The sequence below is a fragment of the Candidatus Litorirhabdus singularis genome, assembly GCF_026262625.1.
Lineage (GTDB): Bacteria > Pseudomonadota > Gammaproteobacteria > Pseudomonadales > Halieaceae > Litorirhabdus > Litorirhabdus singularis.
Window position 1 is genome coordinate 185,136 of the sequence record NZ_SHNN01000003.1, and the last position, 21,684, is coordinate 206,819.

The 21,684-nt window shown below is 54.3% G+C and carries 22 protein-coding genes; 8 read left to right on the forward strand and 14 right to left on the reverse strand.

The features are described from left to right. The first annotated feature begins 141 nt into the window (after positions 1-141). From EYC98_RS15300 to EYC98_RS15310, 3 genes are all read left to right on the forward strand, one after another. Positions 142-771, forward strand: a complete 630-nt coding sequence (locus EYC98_RS15300; RefSeq protein WP_279246244.1) for a TetR/AcrR family transcriptional regulator — start codon at positions 142-144, stop codon at positions 769-771. Positions 772-785: 14 nt separating this feature from the next. Beyond that, entirely contained in the window at positions 786-1,982 is a 1,197-nt protein-coding gene (locus tag EYC98_RS15305) for a cytochrome P450 (RefSeq protein ID WP_279246245.1), read from the forward strand. A 140-nt stretch (positions 1,983-2,122) separates the two neighbouring features. Further along, positions 2,123-2,866, forward strand: coding sequence for a glucose 1-dehydrogenase (locus EYC98_RS15310; protein WP_279246246.1), 744 nt, complete (start codon positions 2,123-2,125; stop codon positions 2,864-2,866). A 33-nt stretch (positions 2,867-2,899) separates the two neighbouring features. Here EYC98_RS15310 and EYC98_RS15315 read toward each other — a convergent pair whose 3' ends face one another. The 4 genes from EYC98_RS15315 to EYC98_RS15330 all read right to left on the reverse strand — a co-directional run bounded on the left by EYC98_RS15315 (position 2,900) and on the right by EYC98_RS15330 (position 6,691). Further along, positions 2,900-4,228 (reverse strand): carotenoid oxygenase family protein, encoded by a 1,329-nt coding sequence (locus EYC98_RS15315; protein ID WP_279246247.1) that lies wholly within the window; start codon positions 4,226-4,228, stop codon positions 2,900-2,902. Between the two features lie 94 nt (positions 4,229-4,322). Beyond that, entirely contained in the window at positions 4,323-4,736 is a 414-nt protein-coding gene (locus tag EYC98_RS15320) for a nuclear transport factor 2 family protein (RefSeq protein WP_279246248.1), read from the reverse strand. Further along, complete coding sequence (locus EYC98_RS15325) at positions 4,733-5,905, reverse strand: sulfotransferase family protein (protein WP_279246249.1); 1,173 nt, start codon at positions 5,903-5,905, stop codon at positions 4,733-4,735. Before EYC98_RS15325 ends, EYC98_RS15320 begins: the two co-directional genes overlap by 4 nt. A gap of 171 nt (positions 5,906-6,076) precedes the next feature. Beyond that, on the reverse strand, positions 6,077-6,691 hold the full coding sequence (locus tag EYC98_RS15330) for a hypothetical protein (RefSeq protein ID WP_279246250.1): 615 nt from the start codon (positions 6,689-6,691) through the stop codon (positions 6,077-6,079). A gap of 176 nt (positions 6,692-6,867) precedes the next feature. On the opposite strand from EYC98_RS15330, the gene EYC98_RS15335 reads away from it, so the two are divergent. Both EYC98_RS15335 and EYC98_RS15340 read left to right on the forward strand, forming a co-directional pair. Then, the gene (locus EYC98_RS15335; protein ID WP_279246251.1) at positions 6,868-7,821 is read left to right on the forward strand and encodes an alpha/beta hydrolase; all 954 of its coding nucleotides are present in this window, start codon (positions 6,868-6,870) and stop codon (positions 7,819-7,821) included. Positions 7,822-7,930: 109 nt separating this feature from the next. Next, entirely contained in the window at positions 7,931-9,505 is a 1,575-nt protein-coding gene (locus tag EYC98_RS15340) for an AMP-binding protein (RefSeq protein ID WP_279246252.1), read from the forward strand. A 39-nt stretch (positions 9,506-9,544) separates the two neighbouring features. On the opposite strand, the gene EYC98_RS15345 is transcribed toward EYC98_RS15340, so the two are convergent. The 7 genes from EYC98_RS15345 to EYC98_RS15375 form a co-directional block, all read right to left on the reverse strand. Beyond that, the gene (locus tag EYC98_RS15345) at positions 9,545-10,306 is read right to left on the reverse strand and encodes a glutathione S-transferase family protein (RefSeq protein ID WP_279246253.1); all 762 of its coding nucleotides are present in this window, start codon (positions 10,304-10,306) and stop codon (positions 9,545-9,547) included. Between the two features lie 35 nt (positions 10,307-10,341). Then, the gene (locus EYC98_RS15350) at positions 10,342-11,223 is read right to left on the reverse strand and encodes an LLM class flavin-dependent oxidoreductase (RefSeq protein ID WP_279246254.1); all 882 of its coding nucleotides are present in this window, start codon (positions 11,221-11,223) and stop codon (positions 10,342-10,344) included. Positions 11,224-11,295: 72 nt separating this feature from the next. Then, positions 11,296-12,909: an AMP-binding protein gene (locus EYC98_RS15355; protein ID WP_279246255.1), complete on the reverse strand. Its 1,614-nt coding sequence runs from the start codon at positions 12,907-12,909 to the stop codon at positions 11,296-11,298. A 3-nt stretch (positions 12,910-12,912) separates the two neighbouring features. Beyond that, on the reverse strand, positions 12,913-13,845 hold the full coding sequence (locus EYC98_RS15360; protein ID WP_279246256.1) for an aromatic ring-hydroxylating oxygenase subunit alpha: 933 nt from the start codon (positions 13,843-13,845) through the stop codon (positions 12,913-12,915). 119 nt (positions 13,846-13,964) lie between these two features. Further along, a complete protein-coding gene (locus EYC98_RS15365) occupies positions 13,965-15,206 on the reverse strand; it encodes a cytochrome P450 (protein ID WP_279246257.1) in 1,242 nt (413 codons plus the stop codon). 1 nt (position 15,207) lies between these two features. Continuing rightward, entirely contained in the window at positions 15,208-16,392 is a 1,185-nt protein-coding gene (locus EYC98_RS15370) for an iron-containing alcohol dehydrogenase (protein WP_279246258.1), read from the reverse strand. A gap of 118 nt (positions 16,393-16,510) precedes the next feature. Further along, positions 16,511-17,326 (reverse strand): sugar phosphate isomerase/epimerase family protein, encoded by an 816-nt coding sequence (locus tag EYC98_RS15375; protein ID WP_279246259.1) that lies wholly within the window; start codon positions 17,324-17,326, stop codon positions 16,511-16,513. Between the two features lie 192 nt (positions 17,327-17,518). Between EYC98_RS15375 and EYC98_RS15380 the strand changes: the two genes are divergently transcribed. Together EYC98_RS15380 and EYC98_RS15385 are read left to right on the forward strand one after the other, a co-directional pair. After that, a complete protein-coding gene (locus EYC98_RS15380) occupies positions 17,519-17,974 on the forward strand; it encodes a VOC family protein (RefSeq protein WP_279246260.1) in 456 nt (151 codons plus the stop codon). 2 nt (positions 17,975-17,976) lie between these two features. Further along, complete coding sequence (locus EYC98_RS15385; protein ID WP_279246261.1) at positions 17,977-18,768, forward strand: SDR family NAD(P)-dependent oxidoreductase; 792 nt, start codon at positions 17,977-17,979, stop codon at positions 18,766-18,768. Here the strand turns inward: EYC98_RS15385 and EYC98_RS15390 are convergent. Then, complete coding sequence (locus EYC98_RS15390; RefSeq protein ID WP_279246262.1) at positions 18,761-19,612, reverse strand: SDR family NAD(P)-dependent oxidoreductase; 852 nt, start codon at positions 19,610-19,612, stop codon at positions 18,761-18,763. The genes EYC98_RS15385 and EYC98_RS15390 overlap by 8 nt on opposite strands. 33 nt (positions 19,613-19,645) lie before the next feature. Then, on the reverse strand, positions 19,646-20,824 hold the full coding sequence (locus EYC98_RS15395) for a pyridoxal-phosphate-dependent aminotransferase family protein (RefSeq protein WP_279246263.1): 1,179 nt from the start codon (positions 20,822-20,824) through the stop codon (positions 19,646-19,648). A gap of 183 nt (positions 20,825-21,007) precedes the next feature. Here EYC98_RS15395 and EYC98_RS15400 point away from each other — a divergent pair, with 183 nt between their 5' ends. Further along, positions 21,008-21,193, forward strand: a complete 186-nt coding sequence (locus tag EYC98_RS15400; protein ID WP_279246264.1) for a hypothetical protein — start codon at positions 21,008-21,010, stop codon at positions 21,191-21,193. 14 nt (positions 21,194-21,207) lie between these two features. On the opposite strand, the gene EYC98_RS15405 is transcribed toward EYC98_RS15400, so the two are convergent. Continuing rightward, positions 21,208-21,654, reverse strand: a complete 447-nt coding sequence (locus EYC98_RS15405) for a MarR family winged helix-turn-helix transcriptional regulator (protein WP_279246265.1) — start codon at positions 21,652-21,654, stop codon at positions 21,208-21,210. Positions 21,655-21,684: the final 30 nt, after the last annotated feature.

The window sequence follows — 21,684 nt, forward strand, 5'->3', positions numbered from 1 at the left end:
CTGCATCTGTTATGTCGCTCGAATCGGCTGCTTCCGATGCCATAGCGACTACTATTAAAAATAAACAAATGAGCATTTGTGCTCGTTTGTATACTTTTATAGACTATACGCTCATGGGATGCAACATTTGCTGGATATTTTGTGGATGCGATTGAGACACTAGCTGAACGACCCGAGACCAGCCGCCGAGAAAAGCGCAAGCTGGAAATTCGCGGTCGTATTCAGGATTCCGCCTACACACTGTTCCGTGATCAGGGCATTCAAGACACCAGCATTGAGCAAATTTGCTTGGCAGCTGACGTAGCCAGACGCACTTTTTACGGCTACTACCCGAACAAAGATGCCCTGCTGCGCGAACTCAGCCGCGAGCGCATTTCCAATACTGCTGAGGGTATGATCGAGCAGGTCATGACCGAACATAGCAGCACGCGCGGCCGAGTCTCTGCCATGATCGACTACATGGCGGCCAATATTCGCCAGTATTCAGACATCGATCGCAAGCTGATCCTGATCACCCCGGTATCAGCCGATGACGATAATCACCTGCGTGAACTCAGCGCCAGCGTGCAGGACCACTTCAGACAAGTTTTCAAAGCCGGCATTGCCAATGGTGAATTAGGCCAACGCTTCTCGCCGGAGATTCTCTCCGAGATGATTATGGGTACCTTCAACAACATGATGGTAAGTTGGGCCGTGGACGCACGGTTTCCGATTTTCGAAAAGCTTGAAGAAGCGCGCGACCTGTTCGACCATATCCTCGCACAGACTTAAAATAGGCCAAGCCCATGCAAATCGATATCTATAGCCCCGACAGTTACCTACAGGGCATACCGCATCAGCAGTTTGCCTGGCTACGCGCCAACGACCCGGTGCACTGGCATCAGCACCCCGCCGGTGGCGGTTATTGGGCGATCAGCAAACATGCCGACATCCTTGCGGTATCGCGCGACCATAAGAGCTTTTCCGCGCAACAGGGTTTTGTCATGGTGGACGACCTGCCCGCTGAGATCCTGCCCATGGCACAGGGCCAGCTCTTAGGTATGGACCCGCCCCAACACGGCCCCATTCGCCGCGCTGTGATCACCCGCTTTACCTCCAAAATGCTGGCCAACCTCGAGCCACAGATTCGCAGCATTACTCAATCAATCATGGCGAATGCACGCGACATCGGTGAGGTCAATTTTGTCGAGTCACTAGCCGGCGACCTACCCACCGCAGTCATCGGCTCTATGCTTGAGATCCCTACCGATATGTGGCCACAGATCAGGGCTTGGTCAGATATGCAGACTTCCGGCGATGACCCCGACCTGGGTGGCTCACCAGAACAGATTAATCAGGCTTCCGTAGAGATGGGCACCTACGGCTACCAGCTAGCTACCGAGCGTAAAGACCAGGGCGGCGATGATCTTATCTCGTTATTAATCAACACCGAGGTCGACGGCCATCAGGTCGACGAAATGGAGTTCGCCAGCCTGTTTATCCAAATCACTGTGGCCGGCAATGAAACTACCCGCGGACTCATCAGCTCCGGCATGCACCAGTTGATGCAGCAACCCGAGCTGTACCAGCAGCTGCAGGATAACCCGTCAATGATACCCGGAGCGGTAGAAGAAATGCTGCGCTGGACTTGCCCGCTACACTATTTCCGCAGAACGGCGACCTGTGACACCGAAATCCGCGGACAGAAAATTGCCAAAGGTGACAAGGTCGTTATGCTCTATAGCTCTGGTAATTTTGACGAAGAGGTATTTACCGACCCCATGCGCTTTGATATTGAGCGCAACCCCAACCCGCACCTGTCATTTGGCCACGGCATTCATCTGTGCCTGGGCGCCAACCTGGCGCGCATGGAGGCCCGCATATTCCTTGAGGAATTCTTTAAAACCTTTTCCGGCATCGAAATGGCCGGTGACACGGCTTATATTCGCTCCAACAGTATTCACGGTTTCAAGCAGATGCCGGTGCGATTGTTGCCGCGCTAACTTCTATGGCCTTCGGCATTACAGCTTAAACCAATCAAAGACCAAAGCTCCCCACGGTTCTGCCAGCGGCCCGACTGAGCTATGCTTAGCTGGTTATCACATAGCGTGCAGACCGGCGCATTGACTGAGGAGTAATTATTGTGGAAAGACTAGCGGGTAAAGCGGTACTGCTGACCGGTGGCGCCAATGGTATGGGTGAAATGCACGTACGCAGACTGGTTGCCGAAGGTGCCCGAGTGCTGTTTACCGACGTCAATGTCGAGGCCGGACAGGCTCTGGCCGAGTCAGTCGGCGAGCGCGGCATATTCGCCCAACAGGATGTCAGTCAGGAAGCAGACTGGGTGCGCATTGTCGAACTGGCGGTCGCAGAACTGGGCGGCATCGATGTACTCATCAACAACGCCGGCATTCATTCTTTTGGCAGTCTGGAGGAAGAAAACGTAGAGCGGCTGCGTCAGGTACTGGACGTAAACGTAGCAGGCACCTGGCTTGGCATACAGAAAGTTGCTCCTATAATGCGCGCCGATGGCGGCGGCTCCATTATTAACCTGTCTTCCATGGCAGGCTACGTGGGCATGCCCCACTACACCGTATATTCAAGCTCGAAGTGGGCGGTGCGCGGCATTACCAAGTGCGCAGCCAGCGAATTGGGCGCAGACAACATCCGCGTAAACGCGATACTGCCAGGCGCCATCGATCAGACCGGCATGTTTAATAGCGCAGAGGCAGAAGCTGCCATGGAACGGCTGAGCACCAGTACGCCACTAGCAAGAGTGGGCGAGCGCGATGAGGTCTCATCGCTGGTGGTGTTTCTCGCATCCGACGAATCTGCCTTTATTACCGGCGCCGACCACCTGATAGATGGCGGCAATAGTCTGAGCTGATTGTCACATCAGCTCAAGATATAGCACCACTACTTAATAGTTCTCGGGTATCCAGCTGCCATGAAAGCCCATTGGTACCCGCGCTGGCAGATGCACAGTGGCTAACGCCCCGCGACTGAGGTCGGCGGCGTCCATGATCACAAGCTCGCTAGTGCCCGCTGCCTTATCGAACACATAGCTGAGCAGCCATCCATCATCTTCTGCACTGCCATCCGGGTCGGCCACAAACACAGCTTCACTGCCCTCGCGTCCGGCACCCAACTCAAACACCTGACTGCTGTCATTGGCGAGATCGAACTTGATATAGCGTTCGGCAAGCGGGCCGACATCGGATAAACCCGCCACATAACCATAGCGATGCTTTAGACCTACCAGGCTGTCATTAAGACGCGGAAACTCGGTAGAGCGGTCATCCAGTTGGGTCTCAGTGACGGTACCCTTGTCCTGATCAATCACCCAGCGGTATAACATCGCTGGACTCTCAACCCGAGCCGCCATGACGTTGGCCTTGCGACAGACATCGATAACAATCTGATTGCCCTCTTCGTAGGCATTCAGGGGATGAAAAACATAGCAGGGGTCGATCTCATACCACACTACATCGGCATCGCATCCCTCTCGTGGCATCACACCCAGGCGCGCTCCATAGGAAGGGTCCCACTTAATGGGCAGGCCGCTATCAGCCATGTTCTCCACGTCCCAAACGGCGGGGAGATCCATCCAGATTACATAGTTACGGGTGATGTTGAAGTCGTGAATCATGGTCGCGCCGGGCACGGTAATTTCTTCGCTTTGCACCAGTTCGCCACTCGCCGACACCCGGTGATAAGTCAGATAGGGCGGAAAAATGCCGTAGCCAAAGAACAACAGCTCGCCAGTCTCAGGGCAAGTTTTAGGGTGTGCCGTCATTGGCGTATTGAGCTTACCGGCAAAATCCCAGGGACCTTCGGTTTCCAGCTCAGGCGTCAACGCAAAAGGCAGGTGCGCTTCTTCCAATGCCAATATCTTGCCTGCGTGATGGATAATGTGGGTATTGGCGGCAGACTTCTGCAAATCCATGATTGCCTCAATGGGGTCCGCACCGGAGTCCGCAAACAACGGGGTACGCACATAACGATTGCGATACCAATTGGCTTTGCCATCCTCCAACTCAACCCCATGAATCATGCCATCGCCCAGAAACCAGTGGCTGGACCAGCCAGTTTGTGGATTAGGCCCATTGCGCAGCATTCGCCCGTTCAGCGCACGCGGAATTTCACCAGTGACTTTAAGCTCAGTAGCTGTAACTTCTTCAAAGGTAGGCGCGAAATTATCTTTTAGATAAAACGGCAGATTCTCAGGCATGACTTCTGGCTTATTCATGGGCTCTCTCCTTGCGTTCCTCACATGATGGCGGGAATCGACAGGCTGCCAGCATAAACCAGTTTTACGAAGACCGGTAGCTCACCCGAGGAATCTACTCGGGGCTCATCATGGCGTACAAATAAGCGGTGTCAAAGACCTCCCAGGTCTCGGCAATTCTGCCCGCCTCAAGACGAAACAGGCTGTGGTACTGATTCTTGTATTCATCACCTCTGGCAGTAATCGCACTCAGGGTGAACAACATGCTGACGCGATCTCCCTCTGCCGTAAACGCCTGATAATCAAAGCGCAGGGTCTGCGGCTGGTAATAGTCAGAGACCACGCCACTGAATAACGCCAGCACCTGCTCGCGGCCGACACAAGTGGCCACGGAGACGTTCGACTGCGGAATATGCCACACGACATCCTGTGTAAAAAAGGGTTCAAGATCAACCTCCTCACCCTTGAACTTGCGCTCCAGGCTCGACTGAAAAGACTTTATAAGTGACTTATTTTCCGCTTCGCTCATCGCTGGGACGCCTGAGACAACCACTCTTGCTGATCATAGAAAGAAAATCTCTCTCGCACCTGCGCCTCACTCATACCGAACTGGTCCAACCGGTGCTGATGTTTACCGTGTTTGTTTTGCGGATGCGCATCCATATGCGACTGCAGACATCCACGCACGTCGCTATCGAAAGGCAAATCAAAATGAGCATATATGCGCTGCGCGGTATCCATCGAATCAGACACCAGACAGTCATGTTCATAATCGGTAAAACGTTGCTGCGGCAATATCCGCCGATCCTTAAGCCCGCGCTCCAAAGAACGGGCATACCACTCCATTACCAAAGGACCAAATTTTTCGGCATCGACCTGGTCCGCATTGCCACCACACATATAATTACTGAGAATCATCTGCGTCATTGAACAGATAGATGAGGTAACACTCACGACATCGCGATGCCCCCACAGAATATTGGCATCGGGAAACAGATCCAGCAGGACTGGCAGCGCCCACATATGTGCCGGCGCCTTTAGTAGCCAGCGCGTACCAGGCCGCTGCCACTGTAATAACTTCAGGTAGTTGCGGTATTCCGTATAAAGACGTGTCAGGTCATGATTCTGGAACCAGCTGCTATAGGGTTCCAGCATAATCTCCCAACCGGTCTGCACACCGTCAAAAGAATAGGCATGCATCATGACGCACTCTTCCGGTAAATCAGGGTGGGCATAGTGGATTTTGTCAAACTCTGGATTACGGTTGGCTTCCATATACTCCACCATGCCGACATGGCGCGGGTCCGGAGTGCCACGCTGCCATCCCGGTAACGGCTCGGGACAATGAATTTCCCAAAGCAACAATGACTTGGTGGCGGGGTCGGCATTCAACAAATTCACCATTGCCGACGTTCCGGTGCGCGGTAAACCTGTTACAAACATCGGCTGCTTGAGTTCAATATCGAGGATTTCGGGATGCTCATCAAACGCTTGCTGCATCTTCAAGCGTGTGACCAGTCGACCCAGCGTAGTTTGACTGCAGGCTTGACGACTACCCTCATCAACAACATTTTTGTCGTAAGTCTCTAGCAGCACCTCCAAACCTTCTCGAAAGCCAGCATCACCAAAGTGATCAAGACCAGTCTGTGCCCGTGCCGCATCTATCAGTGAATTTGCATCAAACAAGTTCTTGCTCATTGTGGCTCCGGGAAATCATTTCTGCGAAAGCAGCTCTGTGCGTAAACCGCTACCATCGTCTTCAAATTATCAGGCTACTCATTTTGTGCCAAACATCATCAAACGACAGACAAAAAAATGCCAGCGAAAGCTGGCATTAATCTTCTAACTTGAAGCAACGAGTTTAATCTATCATGCGGACTTGGGCTTAGGTGCTGCCTTCTTCTTTGCCGCGGCCTTCTTCTTTGGTGCCGCCTTCTTCTTAGGTGCAGCCTTTTTCTTTGCAGCTGCTTTCTTTTTCGGTGCAGCTTTTTTGGGCGCAGCTTTTTTGGGCGCAGCTTTTTTCTTTGCCGCAGCCTTCTTCTTCGGAGCAGCCTTCTTTTTAGCTGCTGTCTTTTTCTTAGCCTGAGCCGCCGCAGCTTTTTCTACAGCCGCTGCCGCCCGGTCTGCAGCCTTCGCCTTTTGCTGCTCAAGCATCACATCGGTTCGCAAAGGCACCAATCGCTCAACAGCGTCTGCTAACACTTGTGCGATCTTACCAGCGGTATCGCCCATGTGCCGCGCCTGCGCTCGCAATTCTTCCAACTTCTTTTGGTTCTCGCTGGTAGGCTTGCCCTTGAGCGAGCTACGAGCTTTTTTCAGCCGTGCATTCGCTGCCTTTTGTTTTTTGCGCGCCGCAGCCAGTTCGCGCTTACCGCGTTCAACCCGCTGCTGTGCATCCTTCAATAAACGCGCGCGAATCTTCTCGACTTCACTATTCGCTTTTTGTGCAAGCTTGACTGCCTGCGCCAGTTCTTTCTCTAACATGTTCCGCACTCCTGAAAGGGTTGATACCGCAACTGTTGATACCGCACCTACAGTGTAGGAAAGAATTCACCAATTGCCCAGCGGCAATTGCTATTCTAAGTGCAGCATTAATTACATTTATTGAGCAGCATCAATCTAACACAAGACACGCTGCCGCGAAAAAACGGAGAGAGATGATGAGCTACCCGATAGATACCGAACTAACAGCGATACTTGAATATATTCCAGCATCTGACTTTTCTGACCCGGTTGCGACGAGAAAAAACATGAAGGACATGATGCAATTGTTTGGCAACGACACCGATGAAAGTGGTATCAACATTACCGATACCACTATACCCGGCATGTCCGGTGCACCCGATATACCACTGCGTATTTACAGACCAGAGGAATCGGACGCTATTACTGCGGGCCTTTTGTATATACACGGCGGCGGCTTTGCGGTGGGAGATCTCGACAGCGAGCACAGTGGTGTAGTCTCAATGTGTCGTTCTCTAGGCATCGTGATCGTGTCTGTAGACTACCGACTGGCACCTGAAGACCCTTATCCAGCTGGACTTGAAGATTGCTATACGGCATTACAATGGGTCCACCAGCAAGCAACGACCCTGGGCATTGACGCTACACGAATCGGTGTAAGAGGCGGCAGTGCCGGCGGTGGTCTGGCCGCTGCGCTGGCGCTGCTAACCCGCGACCGAAGCGGTCCATCACTGTGCTTTCAATTTTTGGGCATTCCGGAACTAGACGATCGACTGAGCACGGTAAGCATGATTGAGTTTACCGATACACCATTGTGGCATCGCGGCAATGCCATTCTCAGCTGGCAGTATTATCTGGGCGACAAGTACCAGCCAGGCGCTGAAGGAGTCCCCTATACCGCTGCTCCTGCGCGCGCCGACATTGAGGATCTACGTGGACTGCCGCCGGCCTATGTATCGACCATGGAATTTGATCCACTGCGCGATGAAGGCATCCAATACGCGCTAAAACTTTTACAGGCTGGCGTTGCCACCGAGCTCCACAGCTTCCCGGGAACTTACCACGGCTCAGAAATGGTACTTGAGGCTGCGGTCACCAAACGCGGCAATGGCGAAGGTTTGGAGGCGCTGCGCCGGGGACTTGGTTTATAATAGAGTCAGCCGGATGGCCGCTATTGTCAGTTCAGATTGACCGCTGCCACCTATAACTAACCGTATCGTCAACGCTATACTTTGCGACCCAACGCGGAGATTGACCACTATGTCTGACAGCATTCACCACCCCCCCTTAATGGCCGACCTACTGATCAACGGCCTCAATCGTTACGATGACGAGCCCTGTTTATATTTGGGCGATAAGGTTGCCAGCTACCGCGACGTACGCGAGTCCACCAGTCAAATGGTGCAGGCGCTGCAGAGTTCAGGACTCAGCCAAGGCAGGAAAATTGCCGTTATATCTGCCAATAGACCCGAAGTGCTTTCCAACATTGCCGCCATGCAGCTCGCCGGCTGCATCGGCTCACCGCTGCACCCAATGGGCTCACTCGATGATCACAGTTACGTCATCGAACACGCTGAAATCGACGCACTGGTATTTGATACCACAGTATTTTCGCCCCGCGCAGAGGAACTCAAACAACGTTTTCCCGATCTTATATTGCTGGGTTTCGGACCCAATGACGTCGGCGCAGACTATCTGGCACTAGCCGCTAGCTTCGAGCCGCAGCCACTGGTGGCACCGGATGTGGATCCGACGGACATCTCATCGATCACTTACACCGGCGGCACCACTGGAAAACCCAAGGGAGTTCTAAGCACCTACCGCGCCACCTCCTATATGACCATGATACAGATGGCGGAATGGGAATTTCCCGCAGACCTGCGCATGCTTATTGCGACACCACTGTCACATGCCGCTGCGGCGTTCTTTGTGCCTGTATTGCAGAAGGGTGGCGCTTTCTATGTCATGCAGGGTTTTAGCCCTGATGAATTTTTTGACATGGTGGAAACACACCGCATCACCGCAACGATGCTGGTACCCGTCATGCTCTACTTCCTGCTCGACTCGCCACGCTCAGCTCAGGCTGATATGTCGAGCATGGAAACTATATTCTATGGCGCTTCTGCGATGAGTCCCGCACGCCTGACCGAAGGCATCAACAAGTGGGGCAAGGTTTTCTACCAGTTCTTTGGCCAGTCAGAGGCACCCATGGTGTTGGCCAATATGAAAAAGTCCGAGCACGACCTGAGCAAACCCGAGCGCCTAAGCTCCTGCGGCCGCCCCGCTCCCTGGATTCATCTCGCCTTACTCGACGATAACGGTAATGCAGTGGCTGCTGGCGAACCCGGTGAAATTTGTGTGCGAGCACCGTTGGTTATGCATGGCTACAAGGATATGCCCGAGCAAACCGAAGAAGCCATGGCGGGAGGCTGGCTGCACACAGGTGATGTTGGCCGCCTGGATAGTGAAGGTTTTCTTTACATAGTGGATCGCAAGAAGGATATGGTAGTCAGCGGCGGCTTCAACGTTTTTCCGCGCGAAGTAGAAGATGTGTTGTCCGGACATGAGGCGGTAGGTCAGGTAGCGGTTATCGGTGTACCGGATGAAAAGTGGGGAGAAGCCGTCAAGGCGGTTGTGGTGCTTAAGCCCGGCTTTGAGAGCAGTGAGGAACTTACGCAAGCATTGATCGACATGGTTAAAGCTGCGAAGGGTTCAGTGCAGGCGCCCAAATCGATCGACTACGCCGACGCTATTCCGCTGACGGCGGTTGGCAAACCCGATAAGAAAACCCTGCGCGCCGCGTACTGGAGCGATTCAAGCCGCGGTGTGGGCTGAAGCAGAGTTAAAACTCAGCAGTGCTGGCCCGGGCCAGCACTAGAACTCCAGCGGCAGCTTGAGCCACGTGTCGAATATGTAACGACGGTGCTCCCACACAATATCGCGTGCTTTATCATGACTGGGGTGATGTTGAGAAAAGCCGGCACGCATGCTGCCGGGCATGGGAAGTTCAGCCTCTGGCAAAGGATTGATCATTATTGCCAGCATCACCGCCGCGTATAGATCCAGCGCCGTTAGGGAGTCGCCAATAAAGTAGCGCGAGCCTCGCGCCTGCTGCTGCTCTAGCAGGTCACTACATAGCTCGAGCAATTGACCTACCCGCACATATGAAGCTTCCACCTCAGCCTCACTATAGCCATACTTCGCCGCCAGTAACGCTAATACCGGAGAGGCCTCAGGCCCGCCAGAGGCCGCGATAGACTGCAGACGCCGGTCCCAGGCGAAACCACACTCACCGGCGAATTCGCGCAACAGGCCAAACATAGCAACGCGCTGCGAAGCATCTTCTGGTATCAGTCGTGGCTCTGGCTGCAGTTGTTCCGCCTGCCACAACATCGCCTCCCAACTGATACGAATGCGCTCATCATTAAATGCGGCTACCGGGGCACTGTTCTGTCCACTCCAAGCAAGCAGCTCCGCATTCTCCTGGCCCATCAACTGGGCAACGGGTTTGTATTCAAGACTTTTGACGTGATAGATCGCTTTTACACACTCACCCCAAGCACCCGGCACACCTGCGACCAACACCAGACGCAAGCCATCGGCGCTGCGCCCCTCTTCCAGGCTCAAGTACTGCATAGTTTTCTCCCCGCTGCCAACCCGTTCCAACAGATCTAGCGTGTCTCGATAATGTCGACAAGACGGTCTATCTCGCACAGTTCCGCGGTAACGGGTGACAGCATTGCCTCTTCGCATCCGGCCGCCTCAATATTGTCCAATGCCTCACGCACAGCATCAGGCCCGCTACGATGCTGCGAGTCGGCCATCCATTTGGCAATGTCTTCACCCGCAATCAGCAGATAGTTGTAAACGTAGTCGTATAGCTTCTGTTGCCCACCTTCGGCCAGCGTAAACCAACAACCGCCCATGTGGTAAGGCACAGTGTCACGACCTGCATCAGCCCAAGCCTTGTCCGCCATACCTAGCGTATTGGCGAGTTCGTCTTTTTCGCCATTACCGGAGAAGGCGAAAATACCGTCTGCCCATTGCGCGCTGCGCGCAATCCCCTTCGGCCCCATAGCACCGGTCAGAATTCGCGGCCCACCTTCCTGCACCGGCACCGGCCCCACCGGATCAACACCTTCAAACGGCGGATTCTGTGCCCAGATACTGCGCATGGTCGCCACCTGCTCATCCATTTTGGCGTGGCGCCCACCATAGGTCGCCCCAACCGCTTTGTAATCCAGCGGTCGGCCGCCATAGCCAACAGTCACCGTCAGCCTGCCACCAGACATCACATCCAGAGTCGCGATCTCTTTGGCCGCTCGCACCGCGTTATGCATGGGCAGCACATAGAGCGTCGTATTGATCTCGATACGCTCGGTAACCGCCGCCGCAGATGCCAGCAATATACGCATATCGTAGGTCGGCCCCAGAATACGCTCGCCACAGGACAAACTGTGAAAAGGACCCTGATCGATATGCCGAAACCAGGCGTGATAGTCGTCACGGGTCAAACCCTGCTTCATATAGGGCAAACACAATCCGATTTTCATAGTTTCTCCTGTATTGGTTTAGCCCTGCAGCAGGTATTAGGCACCAGCCTGCAGCGCTGAAATAATTGGCGACTAGCGCTTGAGTTGAAAGTCGGTACTGGTGCGATCCCAGACCCCGGGTTTGAGAGCCCGATCTCGCAGCTTATACTTTTGCACTTTGTTGGTAGGCGTAAACGGCAGCTCTGAGACAAACTCAATATAGCGCGGTACGCAAAAATACGGTGCGTTGTCATTAACATAGCGAGCCAGCTCATCGGCACTAGCTCCGACGCCATCATTAGCTACCACATCCAGCTTGATCTCATCTTCGCTGTCCAGTTCATCGGCGCGAATAGCATACACAGCAGCCGACTGCACCGCTGGATGCTGCATCACAATACCCTCAATCTGCACAGAAGAGACATTCCGACCTTTGAACCGAATAACGTCCTTTTTCCTATCGACAAAAAAGTAATCGCCGTCCTCATCGCGTATACCGAGGTCCCCGGTATGATACCAACCGTCAATGTAGGCAGCGGCCTCGGTGTCAGGGTTTTCAAAGTAGCCGTTGAAGATCTGGTACGGTTCCGTCTGACGCACACAAAACTCTCCCACTTCACCCGTGGCTGCGGCAATACCATCGGCATTGACCATCTTGAGTTCGATACCTGCTGACAACTCTCCCAGGGCGTTCGGCTTCCATTGCTTGGCGGGCGTATCCTTGCGCGACAGCAGCAGCATCACTTCACTCTGCCCAAATCCCTGCAAATTACCTTCAATACCGAACCGTTCGCAAAACGGCCGCATTAACGGTTCTGGCATCGGCACCATATTGGCCATGCGCAGCGGATTCTCTGCATCGTCTTCCCGGGGAGGCTGCTTCCAGAGAAAAATGTGCATGGCCCCCAGCGTCATCGTCTGAGTGGCCCCGTAGTGTCGCAGCCTGTCCCAAAAATCGTGCACTGAGAACGCCGGGTCAATAGCGCAGGCTATACCGCCAACCATAGCCCGGTAGACGTTAGCCACCCAGCTGGCCGAGTTATAGAGCGGTAAACAGTTATAGGCGACGTCACCTTCACGAAGTTCGAAATTACGATTGTTGTGAATCGCCGCCCTAACCCAGACATTGTGGCTCTGCATTACGCCTTTCGCCTTACCGGTCGTGCCCGACGTCCACATAACCGCACAGGTATCACCGTAGTGGATATGGCTCATATCAGGCTCTGAGCAGTCATCCGAGATAAGATCAGTAAGTCCAAGCGCTCCGGCCGGCTCTTTACCTTTCTCCAAATCCACGACCACCAGGGGACCAAAGGCCAGGTGCTCACGCACCTCCAGCAGCCGCGGTAGCAACGCGCCCTCGGTAATCAAAATACTGCCGTGACTGTCGGCAATGGTTTCGCGTAACCAGTTGCCTCGATAGTCGGTATTAATAGGGACCCAAATGGCCCCCACTTTGCTGCAGGCCAGCGCCAAAAACACAAACTCGACGCTGCTGTTGAGAAAGAAAATGACTCGATGACCGGCGCCAGCACCCCGCGCACGTAAACCGTGAGCCAGCTGATTTACGCGGGTGTTAACTTCACTATAGCTATAGCTCTGATCCTGCCAGAGCAGAAACGGCTGATCACCAATGGCATCGGCATGCAGGGCCAGAATAGTGCCCAGACGGCGGTTACCCGGATCGGAAAAATCTATCTCATGCATAGTCTAGGCGTAGAATTGGTTAGCCCACTTACGGAAGCGCGAAATAGGTCCATCGCCATCGCAAAAATTCGGTTGTTCACGGTATAGCTTGTTTTCCCAGATTGGAACATCATCACCAAATTGCCGGTTAACCTCAGCCACAAAGGCCGCACCTATGCGGTCGACCTTTTCGTCCCCCTCTTCGTTGCGGTAGTAAATATGAAAATGCTGCTCAACATTATCCTCATCCACCGCTACCGTGGTTCCTACCATACACACATCCACCAGGGTCTGGTAGCGGGTCACAGAGAAGCCAAAACCCATGGTATCCGTATTCAAAGTGCCTTCTACAGTGCCTTTGGAACTGGGGAAATGCTGAGTACTGCGCATGATCATTGACGGGCCTTCAAACCGAAAGTCACCGTACTCAGCATCACCCGGGTGATTGTGGATGGTCACAAAATGCGCGCCATCAGCGGTGTTTTCAGCCATTTCCTGTAGCGCTGTACGTACCTTGTGTACGCGACTGAATGGGCCCTTCCAGGCTTCATCCTCAGCCTCGGGAATGTTTGGCAAATCAAACAGCGGGGCAACATCCCCCGGGTGATACCACGCCATAATGACGCCATAGTGTTCCTGTGTAGGGTAAGTGCGCAAACACGCGCTTTCATTAAGCTTTTTGGCGTAATCAATCTCTGCCACCGCACCATCACCGTTATAGCGCCAGTGGTGAAAGGGGCACTCCACCAGATTGCCCTTAACCCGGCCACCCACACCAATATGCGCACCCAGATGAGGGCAGTAGGCGTCCTGCAGGTGCGCCGCACCGTCTTCGCCACGCCACAAAATCAGGTCGCGCCCAAAATAACGCACGGTATGCAGTTCAGAGGTACCGACTTCAGCGGAATAACCCACATGAAACCAGCCATAGGGTAATGGAAAAGGAAACCGACTCATGACAACTGCCTGTGATAAACGCGTGCGGCCAGCTTAGCCAGACGCCGCACATTCTTCAACAAAACAATTCAATTGAATTGTTTTTGGGTTAACAAATTGAGCCGCAGCGGTTTCTGAGCCTAGCGAAACTGATAACGCACCGGCATCGACTTGAGACCACCGACAAAGTTGGCGTGAACCCAGGTTGGCTCCGTCGTCATTTCCATGTGCTTCAGACGCGGCAGCAGCTCACGATAAAAACGCGCCACTTCCATGTTTGCCAGATGCTGCCCCAAACACATATGTGAGCCATAGCCAAACGCCAGATGCAGTTTGGAATCGCGTTTCAGATCGAGTTCATTAGGGTTGGCAATCACCTCCGCATCACGATTAGCGGCGGGAAACCACAACGCTATATTGTCACCTGCCTTGATCTTCTTACCACGCAACTCCAGATCATCGGTCGCCGTACGCACCATATGCCGTACTGGCGAAACCCAACGCATCAGCTCCTTGGACGCTTCCATATCCATATCTGGATTATCGCGCCACTCGGACATTTGTTCAGGGTTATCCAACAGTGCCTTCATACCGGCACCGAGCACGGCGGAGGTGGTGTCATGGCCGGCGCTGGCGGCAATAATAAAATAGCTCATCTGGTCCAGAGGGTTCATCGGCTCGCCGTCTACTTCGGCATTAGCCAGCACCGTGGCCAAATCATCGGTGGGGTTTTTCTTGCGATCGGCGATCACTTCTTCAAAGTAAGCGGAAAAAGCCAGCAGTGTTTCCATGCTCTCACCATCCAGGCTCTGACGCTGCAAATCAGGGTCCTGATTACCGAATAACTCCTGCGTGAGGCGCAGCATAGTAGCCTCAGACTCACGCGGGAGACCCAGTATCGACATAATAATACGCAGTGGATAGAGTAAGGTGATGTCCTTGACGAAGTCACACTCGTCGCCCATCTCCTGCATCTTATCGACATACTCTTTACACATGGCCTGAATCTCGACATCGAGCTTTGCCACCGAACGCGGCAAAAACCAGTCACGACTGACACGGCGCAACTTCAGATGCTTCGGCCGATCCATGTGAATCAGCGTCTCCAGACCATTACGCGTTCCGAACTGTTCCAGCAATGGCTCCTCAAAGGCCTTGGGGAACAAAATGGTGCGCGGGGCGCTAAGAAATCGATCGTTGTTACTGCCGACAAACTTGATATCTTCGTATTTCGATAGTGACCAGAACGGGTCAAAACCCTCTGGCTCAACCCAGGTCACCGGATCGTTCTCACGCAGGTAATCAAACAGCCCATGCATGGTGGTTTCGTGACCCATGATCTCCGGGTTTACCAGATCAATATTTTTGTATTGGCGACTCATCTCAGCTTTCCTTGGCCAAGAGCTGACGCAGCACGCCATCGCAGTCATCATTTTCCATGTAATAAGGTGACGAATATCCATTGGCTTCAGCCACGGCACGGTCACGTATCGCCACCATATCCTCAGCGCGCAGTTGCTCGCAGGTAGTCGGTATACCCACCTGCTGATTTAAGTCGCGTACCGCCGCAATAAACTCTTCTGCAGATTTCTTACCGATCAACACCGCGAGTTCAGTCAGCTTGTCGCGCGCGTCTGGCAAGGACATTTCCAACACGAATGGCAGTACCATCGCGTTAGCCAGCCCATGAGGAACACCGTACTCGGCGCCCAGCTGGTGTGCGATGGCGTGGACATTGCCAACGTTGACCTGATTAATTGCCTGACCCGCCATATAGGCTGCATGCGCCATACCATCGCGAGCATCAATATCGCTGCCCTGGCTATAGGCCACCGGCAGCTGCTTAAAGATAATACGAATAGCCGCGCGCGCTTTATCCCGCGCATCACCTTTGTCCCACACACTGATATAGGCTTCAATAGCATGGGTCAACGCGTCCATACCGGTCGCCGCTGTGATATGAGGCGGCAGCCCGGTCAGCAGCGTCGGGTCGATACAAGCGGCATCAGGCCCCAGATTGGCGCCCGCAATAATTGATTTCTGGTGCGTCTGACTATCGGAGATGACCGCGCCGCGGGTAGCCTCAGAGCCCGTGCCTGAAGTGGTCGGTAGCGCAAACAAGGGCGGAATCGCATTCGGTGCCTTACCCATACCCACCAGATCGCGGGGGTCGCCAGGGTGAGTCACCATCGCTCCAATAATCTTTGCCGCATCCATGGAGGAGCCTCCACCAATAGCGAGAATGCCGTCGCAGCCATTCTCCTGATAAACCGCGTGCCCCTGTTCGACAATATCAAAGGTGGGGTCTGGCAGTACCGCATCAAATACCACGGTCTCGGTATCAGTACCTTCAAAGCCAGCCAAAGCTTGTCCAACGATGCCCAGCTCAACCAACGGCTTGTCCGTCACCACCAGAATTTTGCGCACGCCGTTACGGGAGATGTACTGACAGAGCTGCTTGGAACTGCCCTCCCCGGCAAATAGCATATAGGAAGCACCGCCCATGAAATTCATCATGAAACTGGCAAACTTGAGAAACAGGCCGTGCTTGCACTTTGCGAATGACATTATTTTCCACCTCAAAAACGAAAGGCTGACATTATGGAACGCCGCTGCGAGCTTCACCATAGCTGCCTATAGTCAATTTTGGCCACAAGCGCCGAAGACAAACTCGTCGGGCTGGATACTATTCTCGAAAAGGCCGTTGTAGCGTTTCATGCAGATATTGCGCGCCATCGTCGAGACTCATGGCTTTGACTTTATTACTGAACATTTCCGTACCGATGGGGCAGGCAATCCCCATATCACGCCACAATTGCAGCATCCGTGGCCAGTCGACCACTCCCTCGCCCGGCGCGCAACGATAACCCAGCGTCTGCTCCATAATGTCTTCATCAGGCTGCTCTGGCAGCGCATCTGCTACTTGAATAAAGTGCACTTTGTCTCCGGGCAGCTGGGCCAGCGCGTCGTAATCCATCCCCGCACGGGTAAAGTGCCAGGTATCAATAACAAACCCGAGGTTGTCCTCTGCCACCGTATCAACCAGCTGCAGAACCGCCTGCGGATTGGGGAGTGCTGACCAGGGCAAAAATTCCAACCCCAGTTTGACCCCTTGCGCTCCCAGCTGCTGACACTGCACCCGCAAATTGGCGGCGGCACGGGCAAAGTCAGGAATCTCGGGTGTCATACAGCCGACCATCACCAACTCGGGTTCAAATACCTCTGCGGCCGCCAGCATCACATCCAGTTCCTCCAGATGCTCGCCATTGCTGGCGTGGGTCCAAGCCGTCATAAATTCCAGCGAGGTAGCCCGCATCCCGTGTTGATCCAGGACCTCACGCACTGCCTCCAGACTTCCCAGTTCTTTGCGGCCGACGTCGATACTCATTAACCAGAAAGAGAGCTCGGTAAAACCAGCGCGGCTGGCTGCAGCAATATTGTCACTGAAACTGGCGCCATCCGGCAGGCAGGCGTAACAAAGCAGGTCGGTACGGTCGAACATGTCAATCTCCAGTTGAGTGAGTGCTGACGCATCAGATAGCCGCCAAATATAGAACATTCGGACCAGAACCGACAGAGCCGCCTGGAAGAGCCGCCTGGAAGAGCCGCCTGGAACAGCCCTTCAGGGTTTTTTAATACGATTGTATTATTTTTATGAAATGTCTATAGTGACCAAAAATCGGAGAGCGCCGCCATGAATACCTCTGTGCAACAGCAACTGAATTTACCACCGATGGATCAGGTAGGTTTTGTCTATAAGGATCTGGACGCCGCCATCGCCCAATACGGCCCCATGTTTGGCCCCTTTGAGGTACAGGAATACGGCAGCTTCGATTACACCTATCGCGGCCGTTCGGAACCGGCCGAGCTACGAATCGCGTTTGGAAAAAGCGGTGACATAGAAATAGAACTGATTCAGTGGGTCTCTGGGCACAGCCCACACAGGGAGTTCATTGAAGCCGGCAATGAAGGTATGCATCATCTGCGATTTCTGGTCGATAACGTGGACGCCATGGTTGAGCAGGCAGCCGCCTTCGGCTGGCATTGCATCTGGTATAACCAGTTTGCGCCGGGTTTGGCCATGGCTTATATGGAACGTGAAGGCGACCCACTGCTCATCGAGTTTTTCGAAAACCAGCAGGCTACATAGCCATGGATAGCAGTATCTTCAAAAACCACTATGGACCGGCAGCGGTCATCACCGGCGCCTCCTCAGGCATTGGTTACGCGTTTGCCCAACGTCTGGCCGCGATCGGCTTTGACCTGGTACTGGTTGCACGCCGTGAAGACCGACTGCAACAGTTAAAGCAGTCGCTGCAGCAGTATCACGTTAAGGTGCAGCTGTGCGTTGCCGACCTCACCACAGAAAGCGCCGTTGATGCCGTATTTAGCGCCTGCCAAGGCATGGATATCGGCCTGCTGGTCAGCAATGCAGGCTTTGGCCTGAAGGGGGCCCATCAAGACAACGACCCGGCCACCATGCAGCGCATGCTGACGGTTAATTGCAACGCGCCGATGCAGCTCAGCCACCGCTTTGCACCGCAACTGGTGGCACGCGAACGTAGCGGAATTATTATCACCAGCTCTGTCGAAGGCCTGATGGGTTTCCCCTACTCCGTGCCCTATGCAGCCAGCAAAGCTTTCACCAACAGCCTGGCCGAAGGCCTCTGGGGTGAATTGTCACCTCAGGGCGTCGACGTGCTCGGACTGTGCCCGGGTAGCACTGATACAGAGGCACACGCCCTGCAGGGGATTGATCAATCAAAGCTGGAAGGCATGATGAGCGCCACCGAAGTGGCGAGTCTGGCATTGGAGAACATTACCGAAGGGCCAATCTACATTGCGGGTGAACAGAATCAGCAGATGTTTGCCAGTATCACCGAGATGCCAAGACGCGACGCACTGCTAATGATGGCCCAGACCATGCAGGAGTCGTTCAAGTAGGCTCGGTAAACTCCGTGGCAGGCTCATGCGGCAGACCATTGATGACCGCCGTGCCCCAACTCATCATATCGATCGCTGCTGGTCGACTGGCGAGGTAATCGGCGGGCAATCGAGCCCGATTGTCTTCTCCCGCCACCCACAAAGGCCCCTCGCCCAAATGCATCAGGCCTTCTTGCGCCGCCTGATCGCAGGACATCGCACCGCCTGGCATAAAAGCCTCGAAGTCCACGTGGGCGTGGCTTGGCGTGTTCGTGGCACCCAGCACCAGACACATAGCATCAACTCCGCTGGGCTTCAGGTCATGCCACAGACCTTCCGCTAACATCTGGTCAAACGCTTTACTGGCAGGATATATAGACAGCCAGGCTGACCCAGCCATAGCCGCCATAGAAGACAGCAGCATAAGTCCGCCGCGACCGCGTTCGACCATCGCTTTGGCAAAATGATTACACAGCAGCGCCGGCGTGCGGCAGTTCAAGTTAATCATGAAGTCGAGATCGTCAACGCTCCACTCGGTGTAGCGGGCATACTTGACTGCCGAACCGACGTTGTAAATGAACAAGCCCACCTCTAACTCCGCGCTAAACGCCTGTATTCGCTGCAGCACATCGGGCTGAGTAAGATCGGCAGACAGATACCTCACCTCGATATCATGTTCCCGCTGAAGGCTATCTGCCAGTTGCTGCATGGGTTGCTCGCGCCGCGCCACCAGCAACAGATTAAGACCTGCTGCCGCCAACATTCTGGCAAAAGATTCCCCTACTCCCTCAGAGCCACCGGCAACTAGCGCCCAGGGGCCATATTTGTCCGCGAAACCGGCAGGCAAATCTGCTGTGGCCGTCATACTCAACTCCTACCAGTGATCAAACCGGAACCCTCAGGACGCGGAAGCGTAAACCGCATTGGCCGCTGCCACTGCTTTGCCGCCAGCCAGACTCAGGCCCTGACCAATTAGCGTGTTTTCCAGTGCCGCCAGACACAAACGCACGTTACCGGGGTTGCTGGCATAGCCCATCAGGCCGATGCGCCAGACCTTACCGGCCAGCGCTCCAAGACCCGCACCAATTTCAAGATTGTAATCCTGTAACAAAGTGGTCCGCAGTGCAGCGTCATCAACACCGTCAGGAATACTCACGAGGTTGAGCTGGGGCAACCGACTCGCGGCTTCAACTACCAGTTGTAGCCCCATGGTTTCCAGACCCGCTTTAAGTGCCTCGTGATTGCGCGCGTGACGCGCCCAGCTGGCCTCTAAACCTTCTTCTTGCAGTATGGTCAGAGACTCGTGCAGCGCGTATAACGCGTTAATAGGCGCGGTATGGTGATAAGCCCGCTTGGCACCGCCGCCCCAGTAGCCCATCACCAGGTTCATATCCAGAAACCAGCTTTGTACTGGCGTCTGGCGCGACTGAATAACATCTACCGCGGCCTGACTGAATGTTACCGGTGATAACCCCGGCACACAGGACAAACACTTCTGCGTGCCAGAGTAGACCGCATCTGCGCCCCAGCCATCCACATCAACTTCTATACCCGCCAGTCCGGTCACGGTATCCACAATCGACAACATGCCAGCCGCACTGGCCATTTGACACAGAGCGTAGGCGTCACTTTGCACACCGGTAGAGGTCTCGGCGTGCACAAAGGCCAGCAGCTTGGCGTCTGGATGCGCAGCAATCGCCTGCGCCACCTTGGCGGTGTCAACTGCGCTACCCCACTCGTCTTCCACCATAATCGCTTCGCAGCCGGCGCGAGTGACATTTTCTTTCATACGCCCACCGAATACGCCGTTCTGACAGATAATGGCTTTATCACCCGCCTCCAGCAGGTTCACGAAGCAGGCTTCCATGCCAGCGGAACCCGGCGCCGATATCGGCAGCGTCAGTTCGTTACTGGTCTGAAACGCGAATTGCAGTAATTGCTTGATCTCATCCATTAACTGGATAAAGGCCGGATCCAAATGGCCGATGGTCGGGCGCGCCAGGGCTCCGGTAATACGAGGGTCAACGTCGGAGGGCCCGGGGCCCATCAGTACACGCCGGGGCGGATAAAAACTCATAGGGAATACCTCAAAATCTGTGGCCGATCAGTTTACCTAATTGGCTCTGCCACGTCAGCTGATCAACGCATAACGCTAAACACACAACTGGACGTTAATCAGGACGGCACGTAACATTGCGGCATACTATTGTCGGCGGGCCTCACCCGCCACCAAGCCCATTCCAGTCAGGAGTTGCCAGAGATGGCGGATGTCGTACCTTTTAAGAAACCCAGTCTCAAGGAAAAACACCGGGGCAATACACTGTGCCGCAATGGCCACCACAAATGGGCGATCGAAAAAGCCAATCAGTTTGACGTCAAGTACGGCAAGCTAGTCACCATTTACAAGTGCAGCCGCTGTGGCACACTGCGCAACGAACTAACCTGAACGCCACGCCAGCTCTAGCTGGCTAATATCTGCGTCAGCTTCTGCAAGTCGCTCACCTGCTCTTTATTCAGTCGCTGCAGCTGCCGACTCGACATCTCATCAAAACTGACCGCAGCTTCTGCATAAATGCGGCCACCCCCCCTGCTCAATTTGACCAGACTGGAACGGGCATCGCGCGGGTTGCGCTGCTTCAGCACCAACCCGGTTTTCTCCATCGGCATTAGCATACGGGTCACACCCGATGCCGTGCGCCCCAGAGCACCGGCCAGATCAATGCGACGCATGCTCTGGCCGGGTGCCTCCGCCAACAGGTGTAACACCACAAATTCTGCCAGACCCAGCCCGTGCACCGCGCCCAGGCCATTATCGATGCGCCCGGTTAACTCGCCCACGGCGCGCGATAGCGCCAGCACTGTTTGCGCTTGTGTATTCACTGTTACAACCACCTTATATATTTGCATAATACTTGATCTATCAAGTATCTATCCATA

Bases quoted from the DNA above. Each gene is read 5' to 3' on its own strand.
- EYC98_RS15305 (WP_279246245.1), top strand. From the start codon at position 786: ATGCAAATCGATATCTATAGCCCCGACAGTTACCTACAGGGCATACCG.
- EYC98_RS15315 (WP_279246247.1), bottom strand. From the start codon at position 4,228: ATGAATAAGCCAGAAGTCATGCCTGAGAATCTGCCGTTTTATCTAAAA.
- EYC98_RS15320 (WP_279246248.1), bottom strand. From the start codon at position 4,736: ATGAGCGAAGCGGAAAATAAGTCACTTATAAAGTCTTTTCAGTCGAGC.
- EYC98_RS15325 (WP_279246249.1), bottom strand. From the start codon at position 5,905: ATGAGCAAGAACTTGTTTGATGCAAATTCACTGATAGATGCGGCACGG.
- EYC98_RS15330 (WP_279246250.1), bottom strand. From the start codon at position 6,691: ATGTTAGAGAAAGAACTGGCGCAGGCAGTCAAGCTTGCACAAAAAGCG.
- EYC98_RS15335 (WP_279246251.1), top strand. From the start codon at position 6,868: ATGAGCTACCCGATAGATACCGAACTAACAGCGATACTTGAATATATT.
- EYC98_RS15340 (WP_279246252.1), top strand. From the start codon at position 7,931: ATGTCTGACAGCATTCACCACCCCCCCTTAATGGCCGACCTACTGATC.
- EYC98_RS15345 (WP_279246253.1), bottom strand. From the start codon at position 10,306: ATGCAGTACTTGAGCCTGGAAGAGGGGCGCAGCGCCGATGGCTTGCGT.
- EYC98_RS15350 (WP_279246254.1), bottom strand. From the start codon at position 11,223: ATGAAAATCGGATTGTGTTTGCCCTATATGAAGCAGGGTTTGACCCGT.
- EYC98_RS15355 (WP_279246255.1), bottom strand. From the start codon at position 12,909: ATGCATGAGATAGATTTTTCCGATCCGGGTAACCGCCGTCTGGGCACT.
- EYC98_RS15360 (WP_279246256.1), bottom strand. From the start codon at position 13,845: ATGAGTCGGTTTCCTTTTCCATTACCCTATGGCTGGTTTCATGTGGGT.
- EYC98_RS15365 (WP_279246257.1), bottom strand. From the start codon at position 15,206: ATGAGTCGCCAATACAAAAATATTGATCTGGTAAACCCGGAGATCATG.
- EYC98_RS15370 (WP_279246258.1), bottom strand. From the start codon at position 16,392: ATGTCATTCGCAAAGTGCAAGCACGGCCTGTTTCTCAAGTTTGCCAGT.
- EYC98_RS15375 (WP_279246259.1), bottom strand. From the start codon at position 17,326: ATGTTCGACCGTACCGACCTGCTTTGTTACGCCTGCCTGCCGGATGGC.
- EYC98_RS15380 (WP_279246260.1), top strand. From the start codon at position 17,519: ATGAATACCTCTGTGCAACAGCAACTGAATTTACCACCGATGGATCAG.
- EYC98_RS15385 (WP_279246261.1), top strand. From the start codon at position 17,977: ATGGATAGCAGTATCTTCAAAAACCACTATGGACCGGCAGCGGTCATC.
- EYC98_RS15390 (WP_279246262.1), bottom strand. From the start codon at position 19,612: ATGACGGCCACAGCAGATTTGCCTGCCGGTTTCGCGGACAAATATGGC.
- EYC98_RS15395 (WP_279246263.1), bottom strand. From the start codon at position 20,824: ATGAGTTTTTATCCGCCCCGGCGTGTACTGATGGGCCCCGGGCCCTCC.
- EYC98_RS15400 (WP_279246264.1), top strand. From the start codon at position 21,008: ATGGCGGATGTCGTACCTTTTAAGAAACCCAGTCTCAAGGAAAAACAC.
- EYC98_RS15405 (WP_279246265.1), bottom strand. From the start codon at position 21,654: ATGCAAATATATAAGGTGGTTGTAACAGTGAATACACAAGCGCAAACA.